Origin of the sequence: Acidaminococcus sp. (genome assembly GCF_050873445.1) — a bacterium.
In the GTDB taxonomy this organism is placed as follows: Bacteria; Bacillota; Negativicutes; order Acidaminococcales; family Acidaminococcaceae; genus Acidaminococcus.
Genome location: NZ_JBNMIU010000045.1, coordinates 1 through 20003, shown reverse-complemented (window position 1 = coordinate 20003; position 20003 = coordinate 1). Strand labels below are relative to the sequence as shown.

The following is a 20003-nucleotide window of genomic DNA, read 5'->3' as shown; positions in this document are numbered from 1 at the left end:
CACAGCAAACAGACGTCCCAGTACATAAGGGATTGCATTGCAGTTTTCATTCACATTCATCGTAATTTCTCCACCCCATTCTTTTTCATGATTTTTAATCAGATACGCTTTGATGAAAGCGGCTCTTGGATAGGTAATCTTTAAATGAACCTTTTTCCCCTTATCATTAATTTTATCTGAATCGGCCTTAATTCTCAGTAAAAATTGCCGATACATGGCTTCCGGATATGGTGAATCCTGCAAGATGCTTCGCAAAAGGCTGCCCGCGAGCAAAGGAGACGCATTGCTTTTCTTGGAGTTCGGATTAATGGAAGCATTTAAAAGACGATACAGAGAGAGGCTCTCATTTTCCCAGGAAGGGCGGCAAATTTTCATACGTTCCTGATGAGCATGGATATTCTTCAATGCTGTTCCAAAAGTATTTCTCCAGAAGAACCGTACGGAAAGGCGGGCAGCATTGGGCGCCAATCCCAAAACATAAAAGGGTTCATCCGGGGATAATACAATCCCCTTTAAATCTGCCGGATTCCCTTTGGCTGTTTTTTCCAGGACGGCCTTGATATCTTCATCACTCAATCCGCTTGCATCACTGTCTCCCATTAAAGCACTATAATACCGGGAGTACATATCCTCCCCAGACTGTGCCAAAAAAACAACTGTCGTATCTCCACAGAGGATGGAATTGCCCTTACGCAGTAATTCATTCAGTGCAGCAGCATAAGCAAAGGCCGCATATTCGCTGACAGGAGCGTTGAACCCCTGATCTCCACTGTGTCCAAAAGATTCCATCGAAGGAGCATTAAACGAAATCAGGGAAGCTCCTGAAGATTGGGCATCTTTGATACCCTTGATATTGGGGTGTACTTTGGCAATTTCAGCAATTTCACCAGTTACCAGACATTGTTCCCGCAAGGAACCCGTCTGTCCGCTCTGCTTATATTTCTGCCAACACTTTTGAATAGCTGGATCATCCTGGGCAAATTGGTCATTGATTTTGAATATCAAATTGGAAGCTTCAATGATGGTATCATGATTCTGAGAAAAAACAGTATTCTGTTTTCCCTGATCAGGCTGCCAGCGATCAAAGAAAGCCAAAATTGCCTGTGCCGCTGTTGACTGACAACCATCTAATAAATCATGATGAAAATTTTTGGATGCTTCAAAACATTCCAGGGAGCGTTTAGGGTTTCCCTTATCATCTATCCCAAAAAAATAGGAAGAATTATCACACAGAAAATTAGGTCGAACCCCACTGGATCGTTTAAAGATTTCAGGTACTCTCATCATCGTATCGACAAAGACCTGTTTTTTCCCTCTTTGCACCAGATTTTGCAAAGAAAGGATTCCCTGTAATTCTCCCTTATCATTTAAAACGATTTCAGCTGAAACTCTCGCTTTACACCAACCAGATTCTTCTACTTCTCCGCGTTTCAACAGGGTCTGATAGTATTCCACCAATGCCTGTAAAATCATTGATGCACCTTCGTCAAGCTGCTTCTTTTCAGCTTGCACACGTAATTGTATGCTGGCAATGACCAGAGCCTTTTCAGCCCTGGTCATTGCTGCATATTGGGAAGGCATGATATGGAGCTTTTGCAGCACATAATGCATAAATGCAAAATCCCCATTCCCTTCCCTGATCAGTTTTTTGCTTCGTCAACCAATTGATCAATGGGCGTATTCAGTCCATTCACTTCCAGGGCTTTTACTTCCAGTTTGTTCAGTTCTCCGGAAGTCAGCATACTTTCCAGCAGGGCCGTTTTGCCATAGGCCTTATAACTGTCCTGCAGGGTTGCGTCCGCCAGGTTAGGATCTGCCACAGTTTCCGCAGTCAGCTGTTCAATATAGGATACTCGATCAAACGTGTTGCCCTTAATGCAATTCTGCTTAATCTCTTTTTCTTTTACGCTGTTAACCGGTTTCAGTACCCATGCAATCGATTTACCATCATTGTCAACAAACCGGTCAGAGACCACATACGTAGTCTCTTTTACCGGTGCTGCTTTCGTCGCAAGGAACAAACTTACATCCAGTGCCATAAAACTCCTCCTAACCTTTCATTCCATCAAGTTCAGTAAATTCATCCGGCATTTCGAATTTCTCAAACGTGAAATTGCTTTCATCCACCAGTACGTCGCCGCCGGCTTCCAGTTCAGCCACCGTGCCATCATCAAAGTTGCAATTTTTCAGAATGACAGTCTGCTTGCCGCACGCCGCGGTTTTATCCTCGTTTGTAATCACCATATCGAAATACAGGTCCTCCCCCGTATCCTGGTACCGTTTCAGATATTTTCGGAACAGGGAAGTATTGTAATAGTGGCTCATGGTGCCACTATAGGACAGGCCGCCGCCCTTGTTTGCGGTCACTGTAGTACCCATGATAGGTACCTTTTTCTTGTCTTTCTTATATTTGGCGCTGATTTTAACCGCCTGGATCAGACAATAACGATTACCGTCGACGGTCACATAAACGGACCCCATGCCGGCCCATACAGCGTCTTTTCCGTTCATCAATTGAGCCATCGTTTAACCCCCAATCAGGCTACATAGGTGTACATATACACTTTTTCCATGGCCACGGCAGGATTGATAGTAGAATTCACTAACACAGATTCCTTTTCTTCTCCCTTTTCTACGGTCAGGGCGTCCTTGTCAAAGGTATCGATAGCGCCGATTCCTTCCATTTTAGAAGCATAATCGACGATATCATTCCAGAAGGCCGTCCGGCCGGTTGCAAGGTTTTGCTCTTTGTCCAGGTAATATTTAGCGAACAACACCGCAATGTCGTTTGCCCACTGATCCAGGACCCGCATTACCTGGTTCAAGCTGAAGTCACGGGTCTTTGCCTTGCTGAAGGAAGTGAGACTATTAATGTCTTTCAGCACATAGAATTCCGCACCATTGACCTGGTGGAAACACAATTCGCCGTTCTTGATCTGGTTTTTCAGATCCGTTTGTTTGGTCTTTACAATCGGAGTAAATTCCCCATCGTACTGCTTATTGCCTACGGTCCGGTTGACCTGGCAGGAAGCTTCCGCGCCAACCAACCAGTAGATCAGACTGCTTTCAGGGAATGTACTGTCCTTTACGGACGTGGTGCAGTTGATCCACCCTTCATAATTGCCGGGCGTATTATAACCGATGGTCTGGAACTTGGCCCCAATATCGTCACGCATCCGCTTCGTCCACGCCAGATACAGGGCCTGAATGGTTTTATCCGTAGACAGGCATCCCAGGGTATTGAAAGAATAGCTTTCCAGCTTAGACAGAAAATCCGAATGAGTCGTACCAGTTGCCGCCGTACCATTGGTACCACCGGTCAGATAAGTGCCGGCCGTAACCGCAATATTAGCGCTGTCGGTCCAGGTCACAAAATCATTGTCCTGCAGTTCGGCCAGCGTCTTAACACCCGTCTGCTGATCTTTCAGCACGCCGTCAAAGTAAGTGGATACATCAAATTTTGCTGTATCATCTACATTGGCACTGATAGCAACCATGATTTGATTCCCCCGGGTGCCGCTGTATTTCGCTTCACAGTAATCGCACAGTGCTTTGGCACCGCCGCTGTTCAGCTTATAGCAGTACAGCGTCTTCAAGTTCAGGAACAGATCACGGAGGCCTTTCATCGCATCGTCGGTATAATCGTAGCCAAAATACTTTTGAGCGTCCGTCTGGAAGTCCTCCTGCTCAACCATAAAGATCTGGCTGTCAGGGCCCCAATCCAGATTCATGGCCAGGGCACCATACCCCCGGTCAGACAGCTCACTGGATGCTTTGGCCACGGAAATGAAGTTGATGTAAGTGCCTGGAAGCACTTTATTCTGCGTTAAAAACGTACCGCCGCCGTAACTCATTAGTTCACACTCCTTTTCAGGAATTCAGATACCATACTGTCTACCTGTTCAAAGGTATAACTTTTACCATCTTCCAGCAGAGCATTCAGGATATCTACAATTTCTTCATACTTCTTACTCTGCAGCAAAAGCGCTTTCGGAAAAGAAGGGCTCTGCTGCTCATTGATATCATCCATTTGCAACACCTCCATTTACAGTCAGTTTCTTCATCATGGGGCCTTTCTCTCGTGGTCGGTAAACATGTACCGGGTAAGTCACAAGGAAATGCAAGGCCCCATCCGTCCAATGCCAGGAAAAGCCGGATCCACGAATCCGGCCATCGCTGGTATCGATTTCTTCCAAAAGGTCAAAAAGTGTATCCGCCATTGCCAATGCTTTTTCCTTGTCATCGGTAATATAAATGACGTCGAACGGATAACTTGCCTGGTAATGATCCGTGATCATCATGGTGTAACCAGGCTGCAGGGACTGGATCAGGAAATCCCCGTCGCTGATATTCTGCTTGATTTCCGTGACATATACCGTGGCACCCGTTGGAGCCAGGGCCATGGCAATGGCATTGATTACCGTTTGTTCATTCATCGTTACATACCCATTTCATCCAGCATTGCTTTTACATGTTTCTGGATTATCTTCGGTAAATTCTGCTCTACCATTTTCACAGAATTGGTCATCATGTACTGACCTTCTACCCATCCATGAGAGCCATCCTTTCGGTTGGTTCTGTGTCCATATTCCACATAGGGTGCGTATTTGGTATCGTTGTACAGTGCAGCCGTAAAACTGCTGCCTTCCTTCTCTACCGGTGTCAGCTTCCATTCCCGCCGCAAGGTACCCGTTACCACCGGTGTGGCCTTCTTTGTGGCCCCGTAGGCGGTCAGGGCCGTTTCTTTTACAGCCGCTTCAATATGCCGGTCAACTTTGGTATTACCTAAAGTCGCCCGGAACTTTTCAAAGCTGGAAACATCGACTCGGACAACGCTCATGGCTTCTTATTCACCCTTTCAAGGGATAATTCCGCATGGTGGGTATAAACGGCCGGGTACGAAGAGTTCTGGAAGTCCTCTTCCTTGCCGTCATCCCATTTGACATGCACATAACTCCCCGGCAGAATCGTCATATCTGCCGGAGCATAGTTCATTTTCACCTGGACAGTCAAGGCATCAACCGTATCACTATCGGCAATTACCGGGACGCTGCTATAGCTGATCCGGCACCGGATAGAGCCGGCTTCCACTAGCTTTGTCCGGGTAATGTTATTTTCATCTTTCACAGCTTGACGGGTAGAAACGGTTGCCGTAGCATTATTCAAACCCTGAATCGCCGTTTTCACCAGCGGAATTTTCGGAAACATAGCAACTGATCCTCCCGGGTTAGTTCTGTAATGAGCTGATCCAGCCGGCTTTCCGCCGTGGAGCCATCCAGAGAAACGGAAACATCCCCCTCGGAAATGCTTTTTACAACCTGCAGCGAATCGGAGCCCAGTACAGCTTCCTTTTTGGCCTTTAACCACCTGCCCGTAGCGCTGTCCCGTAACATCGGGTACAGCGCAGCCGGCAGAGTGTCAAGAGCCGTTTCATTCAGCATATAGATTTCTTCCGCTTCCAGGCAAATCCCCATCAGAGTAACGTCATCCGCTGTCGTCTCGTATCCGGTCAGGGCTGTAATATAGCCAGCACAGCTAGCAGCCGTTGGCTTCTCCATATCCATCACCCTTTCTTTCGGTCATCAGTCCGTCGGATCGCAATGTGCGAAAATCACATCAAGCCGTTTGTCAGGGATCCACAGATCATGGAACTTCCGATAGTCAACATGCCAGGCGTTTGCACCCTGGAATGCAGGATAGCCGGCTTCACCGTTAGGGCTGAAGATCCGGACGGTATCAGTCTTAGAAACAGCGATAGGTGCGGATTGAGGGAATACCAGCCAGTTGATAGCCTTACCGGTGCCGCTCATAGCTTTGGTGCTGCCATCTTTGGTGACGATCGTATTCATCCGTGCGCTGCTGACTTTGGTATTCATGACGATTACCAGGCCCTCACGGGTGCCGGCCACGTCCTCTACCGCATTAATATCCGCTTCCAGTTCATCCAGGATAGTGGCTTTGGTCAGGATCTTAGCAGTAGAATGATTGGCACCGCTTGCAGCCAGGAAAATCTTGTTCCAACGATACAGATCGATTTCGGGGATGACTTTTTCACGCTGGAATACCCCCATGACATTGGCCACATTGGCCACGTAATTGGTTTCATCAACGTCGATTGCATCGATGTTAAAAGATTGTGCCCTGTCTTGAGTCATTTTCTTGTCTTCGTAGGTCAGGGTTACGGCGCCGGACGGATAACCGGTAGAGCGGTCATAATCGGCCAGGCCGTCGGTGGTGATCACGGGGATTTTCACGGTATCGCCGCCGTTATACTTCACCTGTCCCGCATTTGCTTCCAGGAAAGAAGAGGTTGCATTCTGCAGGATCTGACGATCCAGGGCAGTTTGGAAAATAGTTGCATTACTAAAAGAGTTCGGCATAATTTTTTACTCCTTACTTGTTGGAGAAAACGCCATTCATTGCGTTCCAAATCAAGTCTGCCTCACTTTGGACCTCCGTAGGCTTGTCATTATCGCCACCTTCAGCCGGCTTAAAGCTGTTTTTAAACTGAAATTGAGGTTTTGGGCCGGGCTGCTGATCTACGTCAAATGCCCAGGGATTAGCCTCTTTCACCTTTTTGATGTTGTCAGCCAGGCCTTTAATGGTTCCATCTTCCTGCAGGTCATAGGCGTCCATATGCAGCATTGCTTTAGCCGCATCGATGTTTTTGGCTTTAGCAGCAGTCAGGGCGCTGACAATGGCGTTATCAACCTTCATTTGATGGATTTTCCCATCATAGGCAGCCTTTTGGTCCTCGTTGGCTTTCTGCACTTCTTTGATCTGTTTTTGCAAGTCGTCGTTTCCTTTGGCTTTCGTCTCCAGGTCCTTTAGCTGGGTGTCACGGTCGGCAAGCTGGCTTTCCAGAGCTTTTTTGTTTTCGTTCACCTCGTTGAAACGGGTCTTGGAAACAAAATTTTTACCCTGATCTTCCAGGATCCTTTGGATAGTGTCGTCATTCAGGCCTAAAGATTTGAGCTGTTCTTGGTTCATATTCGTTCGTCCTTTCTCAATTCGCTTTTTATTGTGGTCAGCACCACGCTGCCGGTCTTGTTCTTTTTCGCCTGCAATACCAAAAAGGCAATAAAAAAGCAGGCCATCAATCATGGTCTGCTAAAAAGCTATGTAATTTGAATCAGGGGACCACGTCTTTGATCCCCTTGGCTATTTTGTACATCTTTTTCATCATGCTGTTTTCACTCAAGTATTCCGCACCCTGGATCGTCAGGAGCGGACGGATTATTTTAACCCCAGGAGTCCCCCTTCCTGCAATCGGGAGCAGTTCTACTCCTGTGATGTACTTATTCCGTACCAGCTCAGCAATAATCGCTTCCCAGCGCTGCCGGCTGACTCCTAACGTTTCTGGAGAAATAGCGTTTTGGTCGAATTCGTCAAAATCCATGGAGTACTCAATGGCCTTCAGGATTTTGTAAATAACAGCAAAATATTCCATGCCATACCTCCACATATAGCAAAGGCACCCACAATTGTGAGTGCCTTTATTTATCATTGGATTCTGCTTGCTTCTTATGTTCTTTATCAAGTTCCCTCAAAATAGCTTCTTTTTCTTTTTTACTTGTAGAAGCCTCATACTTTTCCCAAAGTTCATATTCTCTCTTAGTTGGTTGTATCATCATTTTTCTTCACCTTCCCAATCCAGAAATGAAGTTCATGAATTTCCCCGCAACGGGATTAGCCCCCTCGTTGTGATAGGCTTCAGCAAAAATTTCTCCGTATCTATGAATAGAATAACTATTTGCAGCATATTTAGAAAGCCCTAGTAAAAAATCACTTCCACCGTTTTTTGAAACAAAATCACCTATTGCCGATTCAACAATGTTTTCAGCTTTAGTATAACTAATTCCCAGTTTTTCTGCAATAGAATTGATCAATTCATAATACTTCGCATGTCCTATCTCATGGAAGGCCACTGCTTCAGCCGTCTTACCGCAAAACCACCCCGGCCATTTGTTGACATAATTCTCAACCTGGCTTTTCTTTCGAAATGCTTTGTTAAAAAAGATCATCCCGCTACTTTTATCATAAACAGCTACTTCATCCGCATATCTTTTATTGAAATGAGCTGCAAAATCAATGACACCTACGTCTGGGGTATAAATAGAACCTAATTGTTTTTTCACTTCCCTCATGATTTTTTCAATTACCCGTATAGCTAATTCTTTTTCTCCCAGAATATTTTCTGCCCATACACCGGCTTGACTATTTTCAACCTTTTTCAGTTTGATTGAAGCTGAACTTCCTGTTATGACTTCTGACGTTCTTTTTCCGAAACGTGGTCGAAAACTGTTAGACATGGCATCCTGATTATTTCCAACATGAACGACTTTTTCCCCATTATAGCCGCTTGTACTCCCAGTCACATCAACATCGACTCCATGCCCTTCATGGCCACCGGTGTCAAATTCTCCTTTCGATGGTGGCGGGGATTCTTCCACAAACTGTTTTTTCCATTCCGGGTAAGTTAGTTCTCCATCTACCAAAACTGTTTTCCCGGTTTTCGGGTCCCGGGCAGCCCGTTTTTCTTTTCCCTTCAATTCATTATTTTCGATATAAGGAATAGTAGTTGTCCGGCAGTTTGGGTGGAATGGCGGGGCCGTATCTCCCGGCCGATAGTCTTTCATGTCGTGGATTTCTCCATCCAGGGAAGCGCATATATCACAAGTACGATCATCCAGCGTGGCCAGAATCTGGTATTTATCCACGTCATATTCCTGATAGGTATCACCCGTGGCCAAACTGGCGAAATAGGCGCCCTCCGTAACTGCCAGGCGTTTGGCTGCATATTTGGCAACCCCGAACTGGCCGGCCAGGCTTTTCGTCATGGCTGCAGGGTCTACACCGCTGGTGAACCCTTTTACCATTTCATCCTGTACCGTGTTGATCAGGTCTTTTTGGTTGGTCCATAAGCGCTTCGAAAAGGTCTTTCCATCACTTGTCCATGGCTTTGCAAGGACTCTATCAATACTCTTTTTATCAATCTGCTGAAATGGCTCATACTGAGCTTTGGCGTTCTGAATTTCGTAGGCAGTCCTCATTTGGGTGTCCGTCATGACCTTTTCCAAACCGTCTAAAAGGGTGCTGTCCATACCGCCGTATGCTTCCCGGATATACATAGCGCTGCGGACCTGCAGCGACTCCAGGCGGCTTATCCTGGCCCGGGTACTCAACGCATCCAGCAGCTTATCAAACTTGCCATCGCTGTTATTCCTGGCCATCTTGATATAATCCTGCAGGTCATGCTGGAATTCGTCCCGTTCCGCATCATTCAAATAGGACCGGGCCGCTGCTATGGTCATCTGGTTGTTGTCGGCATACTTCCCGTATAAAGCATAAATTTCTTTTTCAATGCTGCTATACGCATGATCCAGCGCCCGCTGCATATCGGCCGCAATGGACAGTTCGCTTTTGTACTGGGCCTTTTCTACTGCAGTTGCCCGTTTTTTCCACCAATACCGGGAATTCTTTGTCAGGCGGGGATCCCGCCGGTTTTGTTGGGCCATCCGTCACCGCCTCCGTATGGGTCCATAGATGCCATCTTTTGATTCTGTTCCTGCTGTACCTGTTCCAGCTCTTTCTTGCTGTCCTTGACCCAGGGGTGGTTAGCGATAATCGTTTCCTGGCTGATAATCCCCACGCTGGCCCGGCAATCGTTGATCACTTCGGATTCATTTACCATGGTATCTTTATTAAAGATAAAGGTAACATCACTGGTAGGCCTGCCCATGGCTGCATCAAACGCATTGACGAACCACATCAAATCCTGTAACGCTGCTTTGAAATTCATTTCCATGTCAGTTGCATCCAGGTCCAGATCCGTATACATTGAGCGGATATTCATCTGGTTGGGGCTCCCGCTGGCCAGGCGGTCATCCTTTGTATCAAGGCCCCGGCCGCTCTCGATGATTGCACGTTTTAACAGATTGATGATTGACAGGTAATTTTCGCTGTTGACGGGAATCTGCAGGACATCCACGCCGCCCGGGTCCCGGACTTTAACGGCCCCCAGAGTGGACAGGTTGCGCCGGAATTCCCCCAGATCCTGCCCATCATAGTTGTGGATGATCAAGATGGAATTCCGTGGTCCTTCCTCCATGACGTCCACATAGTTACTGTACATGACATTTAGTGCGTCCTGCAGGGATTTCACCCGTTTAATGAGCGGAATTTCTTCATCGTTCAGTTTGAAAGGGATCAAAGGAATCCTTGACCAATTGAAGGCTTGTGCGTTTTCGGGTTCCCCTTCCCCATTATTCACAACGATATAGGGGAAAATATCGGTAGATTCCGGCCGCAGTTCTCCGGATTCATAAATAAACCTCTGCACGCCTTCCAGGGTATACCATTCGACGCGCTGCACAATCTTTTTGGTTTGCCCTTCATAGACTTCCTGGGGATACATCCGCAAAAAGGCATCCAGGGCGGTATGATCCTGGTCTTTCCAAAAAGGCAAGATTTCATACCCATGGAACCGTTTGAATTCCAGTTCCCCATTATCATCCACGTACGGGAACAGGTAGGAAATCCCACAATTCAAGGCATCCTTGCCCACGCTTTTCAGTGTCAAGAGGAAATGCGGCCCCAGGACGTCGTTGATTGTGTCTTGTGCCGTGTCATCGGCACACCGGACGTCAATAGGCTTGCTCAGGAGATAATTGGCCTTCTGGTCCACCAGGAATGCATACCTGTTGTCAGTCAGGCGATTGTTGGGCAAGTTGGATACGGTTACCAACTGACCGCCTTCACCAATGGCTTTCCGCTGCTTAAACGCAATGTCCTGATCGTGCTTGTAATACGCTGTCCCGGTCAACTGCATCCGCCGGGTCGGACTATTGACCCAGTAGTAGATTTCTTTTTCCAGGAATTGTTTAGTTGTCATGTTCTGCTTAGCCCCCGCTTCCAGCAGGGTACCAATAAGATCATTAAAAAACATAGTCCCTCCAACAATGATTATTTGAAAGAGTATGTATCTCCATCCATATCCGGTTTCAAAGCGTATCGAACACTATCAATTGTGTGGTCGTTGGCTTTTGGATACTGGCTGATAAAATTGCCGTCCTTGTCCTGGGCGAATTCGTAACTCACAAATTCACGGTAGGTATTGGGGCAGCGCCGTTTGTCTATATAAATATGCGACAGATCAGACAGCCACTTAATAGCGAAATCGCGGGAGTCTGGTCCTTTTTTTACCCCGATACACCGCAGACCTAAATCCTGCAGCCGTGCGATGCTCTTTGGTTCGGCACTATCGCACTGTACATACCGGGTCCCAATTTTATCTTTCACCAGCTCATAGGCCTTTTCGTTGGAAATCTGGACTCCATAAACTTCATCGAATATATACAATTCGTGTTTCTTTGGATCATAGTGCATTTTGGTATATGCAAACGGATCGATTGCAAACCCAAAGTCGATACCATCCCGGATATTGTCAAACTGGCCGGCTATCATGTCATCGCTCATTTCCAGATCAGAAACATTTCCGAACACATCGCCGCCGGTCCCGGTGACTTCTCCCATGTATTCATGGGCATATAGATCCGGCCGCTGCTGCTTTAGGGCTTCTGCTTCAATAATGAATTGCTCGCCCAGCCAGTCACGAGGTACCAGGGTATAGTTTGAGCAGCTCACAAGCCGATCAGACCGGTCTGTAAGCTGCTCCACATTGACCCAGTTGTCCCGACTTTTTGGCGGGTTGAAACTGTAGAAGCACCAGGCTTCCGGGCCGCCCCGCAGCAGGGACTGGTTGATATTCCGGATTTCTGCCATGCCGGCAAACTGATCCAGCTCTTCATACCAGAGAACCCCCACATAACCAAAGGGCATTTTCAAGGATTTTAACTTTGCTTTATCATCCACGCCAAAGAACAGGATCTTTTGGCCGGTCCTGTTCAGGGTGATTTCCATGGGTGACTTTTTGAAACTGAATTCGTCCATCAGCCTCAGTTCTCCAATAGCCCATTCCAGCTGCTGGTAAACACTGTTTTTTAGGGTGTTACCAACCTTACGCAGCACAACCGCATGCACATCAGGATGGGCGATCATCAGCTTTGGAATCTGCAGCGAAATGAAAGAAGATTTGGTGCTGCCGCGTCCGCCCTTCAGCCAGTAATGGGTATGCAAGTGCCGCTTAATGTCGGCACTCAATCCATCGAAAGCCGGGATGATCAAGTTCGTGTCATCAGGCACAGCCAGGGGCTGTAACTCTGGCTCCTCCGTGTCAAAAAGGCCGGATAGTTCTGCAATCAGGCCGAACGCTTTTGTATCGCCTTTCATTGCCTGGACTGTCTGGGCCAGGATCATGGCGTCCTGGACTCTCAAATTCTTCCCTTTGGCATCAGCCAGGGATTTTATCTTTTTGTCTACCTTGCCTTCTTTGATTGGCATGGCAAGAACCTCTTGTGCTAACTGCTTCCAGGTCTTCAATTGACGCCGTTTTTGGCCGGAAGCACGGCCCCCTTTTTTACCGCTTTCTCTCGCTTCGCTCACGCTTCGAAAAGGTTTTAGGTTTTCATTATTCATTTCTCCCATATCCTAATGCTGGCATATTATCGTGCTCCCTGTGGCCGCCGCCCCCGTCGCTGTAAACGTGTATTTCTCGCAACATGGCCGCTATAGCTATCCAACGGACTGCCCGTTTCTTCCTGCTTGTTAAGGGCTGCTAGCTGCTTTCTGCTTATATTGGCCACGCTCATTCCGTTTTTAATGGCGTTCCGCCTGGCCGCAAATAGGCCGCCTTTAACGGTCCGCACCCCCATAGTAGGGCTGTACACCTTGTTTTTCTGGCCAGGTACCGCGTACATTTTGATAACTGCTCCATTTTTTGTTGTGGCTGTAATTCCGGCAACAGCCCCGCGTCCACCCATGTTGACCTCCTGATTCTGGCAATAAAAAAGCAGGGCCATTTCTGACTCTGCTCCCATTTATCTGCTTATAAATTTAAAATCTTTTCGGCTGTAGAAATTTGGCATCTCATTTTTCCCCTTTATTTCCAGTAAATAACTGTCATGAGTAGGGTCATCATCAGCCCATACCACAAAAGCATATTCCCCAGTTTTTAAAATTTGAACTTCATCAAGTTCTTTAATATCATGCATATCACTCATTCAATCCAGACTTCCCTTCAAGCTTTTTGTTTTGATAGGCGGTGACAAATTGTGGCTTACTGCTTCCTTTTCTTACAACCCAGCCAGTAGCCACCATACGCTTTCTTGTAATACCAATCTGCATATTAACTTGGTATTCCGTTTGCCCGTATTTATCAGTTCGATACTTTAAGGCTTTATTAGTCCTTACTTTCTTCTTTACATCCGCCATAAATCGTTCCCAATTTCTCATATTATAACCTATCGAAGCAAAAAATTTTGCTTTATCAGGACTTTTTCCGGGATTGAGTATATAGTTTTTTAATTTATTTCGCGGAACAATAGCGCATTTGAAATTAGGTAGGCGTTTTACGATGGAATAATTTTGCCCCCTACCGCCCATTCTTCATCTTCTCCGTAACAGCATTTTCAAAATAAACTGCCTTACAAGGGAACTTATATCCAATATCACCACCATATACCACAACAGCCGATGGGGTCAGTCTCTTTATGGCTTCATCCATGCCGGCTTTCCAAACTTCCATGGAGTCCTTATCCCGTTTCACCCCAATAGTAGAAACGGAAACCGTGCCGCCCGGCTCAATTCCATCAAAGCAAAATTGAAAGCTGGCATCTTCTGCCCAGGACAGTGTAGGGATCACCTTCACCTGCATATCCTGCAGGATCTGCCCTATCAGCCGGGACCTGTAGATGTTCCAGATTTTCATGGCCATCGGCATGTCCAGATAAAGAGAAAAGTCCGGCGTCAGCACATAATCAAAGGCTGCCAGTTTTTCGCAGTACTCCTGTGGCTGGTTCCAAACCCTTTCGAACTGGTAATCATCCACGTAGAAATGGATACCCAGACCTGGCCGCGGATCAGTGGTCAGCATATAGTTGAATCCAACCAGTTCTGTGGGGATTCCCTTGCATGCCTGAAGAAGGGGCATCTGATAAAAGCCGACTGTGCGTCCTGGATCATAATCACGGAGATTGTAGGCATCCATGGTCCGTTCCCGCTCATTCTCTTTTTCCTCTTCTTCCGGATCCGGATCCAATGCTGCATCCAAGCCCGTCAGATCAAACCCGAACTGATCCATAGGATAGTCCAGATTCACCAGGTCTTTCAGCTCTCCCAACAACAGATCCGGATTCCATGCAGCCATTTCCCCCACTTTGTTGTCGGCCAAACGAAAAGCCTTGATTTTTTCAGGGCTTAAATCGTCCGCCACAATACAGGGGACCTGCTTCAAATGCAGCCGTTTGGCTGCTTTCAACCGGGTATGCCCGGCCACTATGACCCCATCTCTGTCAATGACAATTGGCACCTTGAACCCGAAATCCCGGATGGAATTGGCCACATATTCCACTGCTGCCTCATTGTCCCGTGGATTATTCTTATATGGTTTTAAACTGGAAATAGGTTTTTCAATGATTTCCATAATTCTCCATAAAAAAAGCGCCCCTCTGACTAGTAGGCGCTTTTTCCCCCCGTGGGAACAGGGTAGGTTCTGACTGGTGAAAACCAAAATAGAAGTTTGCTCTTGTTAGTCGTATCTCAGAAAGGAGGTCATTAGTAATGCCGCCAGACAGATCGAGAGGCGGTTCCCAATAAACAATATGATTCGTACACACAATGAAAGGTTTTGAACAAATGGTGGAAGTGATAAAACCTTTCTATCTTGATTTTCACACATATATAATAACATAAAAATTTGGCCAAATACGGCCCTGATGCGGTCCGCATCCGGCCCACTTCAGTACACTTTCTGTCGGTTTTCCGGTCTTTCACTTTTCATTTCCACCGTAAGATTTCTTGCCGCGGTCCGCCTTTAAACATCAAAACAAGGTGATCAATGGCTTTCCAAAAACGCCGCCGGCAAGCACTTTCCGCTTCCGGGCTGTACCCTAATTTAACCGCCACTTGCTTCCAGGTCATTTCATGCCCCCGAATCGCGCGTAACTCAACAATAGCCCGTTCGCTCTTCCATAACCCCTTTAATGATCGGTTCAGCTTTTCCATATCGTTTATTAACTGGGCGTATGCCTTTTGCTTGTCGTTGAGAATGGCTGCCTTCTTTTCCTTTCGCTCAAAGGCCAATTCTTCCGGGGACGGCTTTTCAAATCCGCCGCCCCCGCCAGGACTTTCTCTCCACTTTGTCGTTTTGGGTGCAGGTTCCTCCCGTAATTCCTCTTCTAACATAGCAATATCGCTTTTGGTATTTTCCGCCCAAACCATTAATTCATCGTAATGACCCAAAAGGAAAAGGACTCGTTTCTTTACCGGATCAACTTCTTCTTTCTCCCTGTCCATTCTCATGCCCTCTTTCTGTTAATCGAATTGAGTGATTGTGACCACAATAAAAGGCTCCGTTTCTTGTCCGTATTCCGTAAATTGTTTTAAATCAGTAAACCTTTCTGGCATCAAATGACAATATTTCGGACTATCATTCCTTATGATGCCCAATTCCTGCAATGCGTCCAGGATGAATTTACAGCCGGCAATCACATTATCGTCATCCCGGCGGTATTTTCCGTTGAATGGTTCAAAGAAAAGGACCCTAATATACGCTTTCTGAGTGAATTTTAGCCCTGTTTGTCCGTTTTTGGCCATTTGGGCTTTCATGATCCATTCCAACCGTTCCTGGGTGCTCTTTTTGAGCTTTGCGCTGTCATATCGGTTGTTCCTGGCCACGTTGATGATTTTGTTCATCGACGGTAACCGGCCGTCAATCACGAATTTTAGCTGCTTCCACGTCATAGGCTGCCTCCATTATCGTACCAGCGGGCAAAAGCCCACTTCCGTAATTTTCTCCCCTGCCCGGCTGCAGGTCATGTACTCCCACAGCCTGGGGAATGGTCCATACTCCCGGGGCCGGGACCAGGGACATGCGGCACAGTGCTGCAGCCCTTTTTGCTTGTCATCCGTTTTCTTGCTCATTTTTTATCTCCCTTTTTCTTGTCACACGCATCCTGCTCGAAGTAGAAAAAGATTTTCCTTTTCTCATGCTTTTCCACCAGTCCGTACTTCTCCGCCAGCCGGAATTGGAAGGTCCTACATGCGTTCGGCAGTAAGGTGTCCCTCAACCGCTCCCGGAAGGCTTCCAGCGTCCCGCCGCTCTTGTAAAAGTTGCACATCCGGCAGGCGGGAAGCAGGTTGTCAAGGTCATTCATCTCCACGTCCGTCTTTGTGTGGCCACCGGGGCCATCATGCAGATAGTAGGACTTGATGTGGTCCACCTGCATGTCCTTGTAGGTCAGCTCGCATCCGCAGTAGGCACAGTGGCCACCGTATTTCTCATACACGGCCAGCCGCTGCTTTTTACTCAACCTCTTCCGTCTATCCTTCACTTCGTCTCGCCTCCTGCAGCTTCTCGATCAACTTCCGGATGTAGTCCTGGTACTGCTGGATGGTCTGATCTTTCCGGTGGTTCTCCTCCTCCAGGACTTCCGCCTTGCTTGCCAGGTATGCCAGGCGCTGGTTTTCTTCTTCCAGCTTGGCAATGTATTCTTCGTCCTTGTCGAGATCTGCTTGCAAGCGGTCAATCTCGTAGCACAAGCTATCTTCATAGCCGCCGATTGTCATGCTGTTTTCTCCTATCCGTCATTCGTCCTTGCAATCACATTCCACCATGGTGTGCCCGTCCGCCGCCAGGTAATAGCCCTCACCGTGGCAACGTGGGCAATCCGCTTTCGGGTACCTCTTCTTGTCCGGGATATGATCAATCGGGTAGAACCCCGTCCACCCCTTGCGGGTAGATTGCTCCACGATCGTCCGCTGCATGGCCACGTCGCCGGCCAGCCGCTGCAAGTCGTCAAGATTGCGCCGCAGCATGGCAGCAGTTAAGGGCTTACCCTTCTCCTGCCTCATTGCGGCCCATTGACCCAGCGCTACCCGCAGACCGTGGTCGGTTGTGAAAGTCCACACCAGCCTTTCCAGCCCCATATCCTCCAAAGCCCTACCCCGCCCGGTATTTCCAAACGGAGCAAACTTTTCCCCCGGTACACTATCCCCGCTGTCGGGGGTAGGGGGATAGTTTTGTTTTCCTTTTGGTTTTATATTTATATATGTGGTCGATTTGCTGTCCGATTTGCTTAACGTTTGCCTATCGATTTGCTTAACGCTCGTTAAAGCAAATTCGTTTTGCTGTTCATTTTGCTTAACGCTCGTTAAAGCAAAGGGGATAATCGTATACATAGTCGCCTGGTTTCCTTTACGAGAACAGAATTTAATCCTGCCGCGCTGCTGCAGCTTATTTCTGGCACGGTGCATAGCCGGTATGGACAAACCCGATCTTGCGCACAGGATGGAATTGGAAGGGGTTAGAGAAAGTTCCCAATCGCCGTTATAGTTGCCCTTGTTTTTCCGGCTCAACAGGTACATTAAAGCGTTCCATAACGCTTCATCAGTTGGGGTTATTTCGTTATCCTGCTTCCATTCATACCAGGCGTTGATCTCATAAATCCAGTTGACTTGCATACAATCACCTCCTTTCTTCCCTCATATGATTAAAATGGGATTTCTTCATCAAAGACTGGCTGCTGATCCGGATCCCCAAATTGATTCATAGGGCTGCCGGTAGCCGGCTGCCCTTTCCTCCACCTCCCGTTCACGATAATCCAGCCTTTCTGGATCATTTCATCTCCAATGGCAGCATAGGCGTTTCTGTACTGCTTAAAGTCCATGCTGGCAAAATCATTTGCACCGAACTGACTGGCCACATTGGCAGGATATTTTTTGACCTTTTCGCACATGTTTTCCAGAGTCTTGACCTGGTTGGGATTGGGATGAGCGTTAATGTACCCCGGCTGGGGAAATGGATGATTCCATTCATATTTTTTCCCCTGGCTCTGCTGGCCGGCTGCCTGCTTTGGGTGGCCGCCGTACCCCTGTCCCTGGGTGTAATTTCCGCCCTGGGCGCTCTGGCTATCGTCATCATCATCGTCCAGGGCAATTCCCAGCAGCCTGGTGATACTGTACCGGCTGGACGACGTGCAGGCCGCTCCAGCTCCTGTGATTCCTCCTTTTTCATTGTCCAAAAGGAACGGTCCCACGATTACCTTTTCTCCGCTTTCCGGATGGCTCAAAATGGTCAGTACACCAAAGGCATTTCCCTGTCTGATCGGTGGCTGTTTCATTACCACTCCGACTTCATAAAGGGCATCTTTAATGGCATTCAGCAAATCAGCGTATGCTGCGTACCGATAGGAAAATTCCCCACCGGTCCGGGTTTTCACCCGGGCCTCGCAGGATTTTTTCGGTCCCTTGCCTTTGAAGTTCTGATGGAATTCCATGAGAGCTTTGTCCAGATGCTGCGTGCTTCTTGTTTCCCGATACCCGGGGATGATTTCGATCAGATTCAGTAGATTTTCCGCCGGTCTGATGTCGTTTTTTTCTTCACTCATGCTTGTTTCTCCCCTTTCCAAACTCACGTTGTACCTTTTCCCACGCTTCGTCCAGCAGTTTTTCTCTGGCCCGGCCCAGCTGCCCATGGTACTTGCTATGGTACTGGATACGGGACCCCATGGACGCCGTGTGGATTTGGTACTCTAAGCGGTCTTCTGCAGATCCGTATTCCTGGATATAAGCCACTTTGTCAGGGTTATATCTGTACATTGTCTTTTTCCTTTCTCACGTGGTATAATGAGGGGGTAATTCAATCCCCATTTTTGACTACCGGTACTGCAATACCGGTAATTTTTTTATTTCTTTTTTACGACTCTGCAATGATGCGCAAGGATGGCCAGTCCCGGCAGCATTTTCATCGCTTTTTTCAATGCCATATAGTAAATTCCTTGCAATTTTTTATCTTCCAAGGCATCATAACTTCCGACGATGGTAGTAATCACACAGACCGTCAACGGTTTTGCCTTCCCGAAGACCTGAAATGTAAAAGGCCTTGCATCCTTTGCATTTGCCAGGGCAATGATACCCGCATACCCTTTACTCCTGCATTGTTCTGCCAGCGCTTTGGCCTGGGCCGCAATCACCGGATCAATAGTCCGTTTATCCATGATTTCATCCCCTTTAATTTTCATATTCTTTCGCCTTTTGGTAGTCTGCCAGATACTGCTGCAATCCCTGCAGCATTTCAATGCCTTTTTCGTTCGGCAAGGCTGCGATTTCGTCCAGCACTTCCATTAGCAGTTCCACCAGAAAAGATTGTTTGTCATCGTCATCCAGGTGGTCAGCAACGCAAGAGACGCCGTTAGTCAATACGTAACCAGCAAATTTGGCATTTCCAGCCACAACGGACGAAATATGATCCATATCCGGGTACCCAAAGGCCACAAATCCGTATGCATGATATTTGTCAACGATTTTTGCCGTTTCCAGGATTGCCAGGTCCAATTTCTTTTCTTGTTCCATTTTTAATCCTCCTTATTTTTTCACTCTGATCAGCAGCACTTTCCCCGGCTGCAGGGTCCCCGGGTCCGTGATGTCGTTGTCAACCCGGCAGCGGTCGATGACATCCTGCAGGTCTTCCTGTCCATACGGCAGGTCGCCACAGATATCCCAAAGCGTTTGGCCGGGGGCCACACGCCGGGAATAGCTGGTGTAACTGGCCGGCCGGGTTGTTTCGGCCACAGCCTGTACAGCGTGGCTTGCGATTACCAGAGCCCCCAGGGCCAGAGCGATGGCCACAGCTCTTACTTTCCATTCTGTTCTCATACTTTCCACCTCCCCGTTGTTTGCATAGGATTGGTTTTTTCAATGCGGTTGAAATCGTCAAGCGCAAGGCTCAGCCTCTGCCGGAACAAGGCCTTGAGCCCATTGTTTTCCTCACGGAGCTGCTGATTTTCGGCCAGCAGCTTCTGGTAGTCACGTCTCCGGACTCCATCTTCCTGTTCCTCTGCGGCGTCCAGGATTGCCTTTCGGTTGAACCGGACGCCACGGAGTTT

31 protein-coding genes are annotated in these 20003 nt (G+C 47.6%); all 31 read right to left on the bottom strand.

Features of this window, described 5'->3' with window-relative positions:
• Positions 1-1611: type I-C CRISPR-associated protein Cas8c/Csd1 (gene cas8c / locus ACR0QW_RS08345; RefSeq protein ID WP_432643236.1), on the bottom strand; the 1611-nt coding region annotated here is incomplete at its 3' end.
• A 29-nt stretch (positions 1612-1640) separates the two neighbouring features.
• The gene (locus ACR0QW_RS08340; RefSeq protein ID WP_432643235.1) at positions 1641-2039 is read right to left on the bottom strand and encodes a phage tail assembly chaperone; all 399 of its coding nucleotides are present in this window, start codon (positions 2037-2039) and stop codon (positions 1641-1643) included.
• Positions 2040-2049: 10 nt separating this feature from the next.
• Entirely contained in the window at positions 2050-2523 is a 474-nt protein-coding gene (locus tag ACR0QW_RS08335) for a phage tail tube protein (RefSeq protein WP_432643234.1), read from the bottom strand.
• 14 nt (positions 2524-2537) lie between these two features.
• Positions 2538-3854 (bottom strand): phage tail sheath family protein, encoded by a 1317-nt coding sequence (locus ACR0QW_RS08330; protein WP_432643233.1) that lies wholly within the window; start codon positions 3852-3854, stop codon positions 2538-2540.
• Entirely contained in the window at positions 3854-4030 is a 177-nt protein-coding gene (locus ACR0QW_RS08325) for a hypothetical protein (protein WP_432643232.1), read from the bottom strand. Before ACR0QW_RS08325 ends, ACR0QW_RS08330 begins: the two co-directional genes overlap by 1 nt.
• Positions 4023-4436: a phage tail terminator family protein gene (locus ACR0QW_RS08320; protein ID WP_432643231.1), complete on the bottom strand. Its 414-nt coding sequence runs from the start codon at positions 4434-4436 to the stop codon at positions 4023-4025. The genes ACR0QW_RS08325 and ACR0QW_RS08320 overlap by 8 nt, the downstream gene beginning before the upstream one ends.
• A 2-nt stretch (positions 4437-4438) precedes the next feature.
• The gene (locus tag ACR0QW_RS08315; RefSeq protein WP_432643230.1) at positions 4439-4840 is read right to left on the bottom strand and encodes an HK97 gp10 family phage protein; all 402 of its coding nucleotides are present in this window, start codon (positions 4838-4840) and stop codon (positions 4439-4441) included.
• On the bottom strand, positions 4837-5208 hold the full coding sequence (locus ACR0QW_RS08310) for a hypothetical protein (RefSeq protein ID WP_432643229.1): 372 nt from the start codon (positions 5206-5208) through the stop codon (positions 4837-4839). The genes ACR0QW_RS08315 and ACR0QW_RS08310 overlap by 4 nt, the downstream gene beginning before the upstream one ends.
• On the bottom strand, positions 5184-5558 hold the full coding sequence (locus tag ACR0QW_RS08305; protein ID WP_432643228.1) for a hypothetical protein: 375 nt from the start codon (positions 5556-5558) through the stop codon (positions 5184-5186). Before ACR0QW_RS08305 ends, ACR0QW_RS08310 begins: the two co-directional genes overlap by 25 nt.
• Positions 5559-5582: 24 nt before the next feature.
• A complete protein-coding gene (locus ACR0QW_RS08300; RefSeq protein ID WP_432643227.1) occupies positions 5583-6380 on the bottom strand; it encodes a hypothetical protein in 798 nt (265 codons plus the stop codon).
• Positions 6381-6393: 13 nt separating this feature from the next.
• On the bottom strand, positions 6394-7104 hold the full coding sequence (locus tag ACR0QW_RS08295; RefSeq protein ID WP_432643226.1) for a phage scaffolding protein: 711 nt from the start codon (positions 7102-7104) through the stop codon (positions 6394-6396).
• A gap of 28 nt (positions 7105-7132) precedes the next feature.
• Positions 7133-7450: a YjcQ family protein gene (locus ACR0QW_RS08290; RefSeq protein ID WP_432643225.1), complete on the bottom strand. Its 318-nt coding sequence runs from the start codon at positions 7448-7450 to the stop codon at positions 7133-7135.
• 46 nt (positions 7451-7496) lie between these two features.
• The gene (locus ACR0QW_RS08285; RefSeq protein ID WP_432643224.1) at positions 7497-7634 is read right to left on the bottom strand and encodes a hypothetical protein; all 138 of its coding nucleotides are present in this window, start codon (positions 7632-7634) and stop codon (positions 7497-7499) included.
• Between the two features lie 6 nt (positions 7635-7640).
• Entirely contained in the window at positions 7641-9518 is a 1878-nt protein-coding gene (locus ACR0QW_RS08280) for a minor capsid protein (RefSeq protein WP_432643222.1), read from the bottom strand.
• On the bottom strand, positions 9485-10894 hold the full coding sequence (locus ACR0QW_RS08275) for a phage portal protein (protein ID WP_432643221.1): 1410 nt from the start codon (positions 10892-10894) through the stop codon (positions 9485-9487). The genes ACR0QW_RS08280 and ACR0QW_RS08275 overlap by 34 nt, the downstream gene beginning before the upstream one ends.
• 71 nt (positions 10895-10965) lie before the next feature.
• Positions 10966-12402, bottom strand: a complete 1437-nt coding sequence (locus ACR0QW_RS08270; RefSeq protein ID WP_432643220.1) for a PBSX family phage terminase large subunit — start codon at positions 12400-12402, stop codon at positions 10966-10968.
• A 536-nt stretch (positions 12403-12938) separates the two neighbouring features.
• Positions 12939-13121, bottom strand: coding sequence for a hypothetical protein (locus ACR0QW_RS08265; RefSeq protein ID WP_432643219.1), 183 nt, complete (start codon positions 13119-13121; stop codon positions 12939-12941).
• Positions 13114-13503 carry a DUF6883 domain-containing protein gene (locus ACR0QW_RS08260; RefSeq protein ID WP_432643218.1) on the bottom strand — a complete coding sequence of 130 codons (390 nt, stop codon included), beginning with the start codon at positions 13501-13503 and terminating at the stop codon, positions 13114-13116. Before ACR0QW_RS08260 ends, ACR0QW_RS08265 begins: the two co-directional genes overlap by 8 nt.
• Positions 13493-14542: a DUF4417 domain-containing protein gene (locus tag ACR0QW_RS08255; RefSeq protein ID WP_432643217.1), complete on the bottom strand. Its 1050-nt coding sequence runs from the start codon at positions 14540-14542 to the stop codon at positions 13493-13495. Before ACR0QW_RS08255 ends, ACR0QW_RS08260 begins: the two co-directional genes overlap by 11 nt.
• A gap of 353 nt (positions 14543-14895) precedes the next feature.
• Positions 14896-15414 carry a hypothetical protein gene (locus ACR0QW_RS08250; protein WP_432643216.1) on the bottom strand — a complete coding sequence of 173 codons (519 nt, stop codon included), beginning with the start codon at positions 15412-15414 and terminating at the stop codon, positions 14896-14898.
• Positions 15415-15432: 18 nt separating this feature from the next.
• Positions 15433-15861, bottom strand: coding sequence for a hypothetical protein (locus tag ACR0QW_RS08245; RefSeq protein ID WP_432643215.1), 429 nt, complete (start codon positions 15859-15861; stop codon positions 15433-15435).
• 12 nt (positions 15862-15873) lie between these two features.
• A complete protein-coding gene (locus ACR0QW_RS08240; protein WP_432643214.1) occupies positions 15874-16041 on the bottom strand; it encodes a hypothetical protein in 168 nt (55 codons plus the stop codon).
• Positions 16038-16451, bottom strand: coding sequence for an HNH endonuclease (locus ACR0QW_RS08235; RefSeq protein ID WP_432643213.1), 414 nt, complete (start codon positions 16449-16451; stop codon positions 16038-16040). The genes ACR0QW_RS08240 and ACR0QW_RS08235 overlap by 4 nt, the downstream gene beginning before the upstream one ends.
• Complete coding sequence (locus ACR0QW_RS08230) at positions 16441-16686, bottom strand: hypothetical protein (RefSeq protein ID WP_432643212.1); 246 nt, start codon at positions 16684-16686, stop codon at positions 16441-16443. Before ACR0QW_RS08230 ends, ACR0QW_RS08235 begins: the two co-directional genes overlap by 11 nt.
• An 18-nt stretch (positions 16687-16704) precedes the next feature.
• Complete coding sequence (locus tag ACR0QW_RS08225) at positions 16705-17580, bottom strand: hypothetical protein (RefSeq protein WP_432643211.1); 876 nt, start codon at positions 17578-17580, stop codon at positions 16705-16707.
• 29 nt (positions 17581-17609) lie between these two features.
• Positions 17610-18506: an ERF family protein gene (locus tag ACR0QW_RS08220; RefSeq protein ID WP_432643210.1), complete on the bottom strand. Its 897-nt coding sequence runs from the start codon at positions 18504-18506 to the stop codon at positions 17610-17612.
• Positions 18499-18717, bottom strand: a complete 219-nt coding sequence (locus ACR0QW_RS08215; protein ID WP_432643208.1) for a hypothetical protein — start codon at positions 18715-18717, stop codon at positions 18499-18501. The genes ACR0QW_RS08220 and ACR0QW_RS08215 overlap by 8 nt, the downstream gene beginning before the upstream one ends.
• Before the next feature lie 86 nt (positions 18718-18803).
• Positions 18804-19115 (bottom strand): hypothetical protein, encoded by a 312-nt coding sequence (locus ACR0QW_RS08210; RefSeq protein WP_432643207.1) that lies wholly within the window; start codon positions 19113-19115, stop codon positions 18804-18806.
• 13 nt (positions 19116-19128) lie between these two features.
• Positions 19129-19470, bottom strand: a complete 342-nt coding sequence (locus ACR0QW_RS08205) for a hypothetical protein (protein WP_432643206.1) — start codon at positions 19468-19470, stop codon at positions 19129-19131.
• Positions 19471-19482: 12 nt separating this feature from the next.
• Positions 19483-19773: a LysM peptidoglycan-binding domain-containing protein gene (locus ACR0QW_RS08200; protein WP_432643205.1), complete on the bottom strand. Its 291-nt coding sequence runs from the start codon at positions 19771-19773 to the stop codon at positions 19483-19485.
• Positions 19770-20003: hypothetical protein (locus tag ACR0QW_RS08195; RefSeq protein WP_432643204.1), on the bottom strand; the 234-nt coding region annotated here is incomplete at its 5' end. The genes ACR0QW_RS08195 and ACR0QW_RS08200, both read right to left, overlap by 4 nt.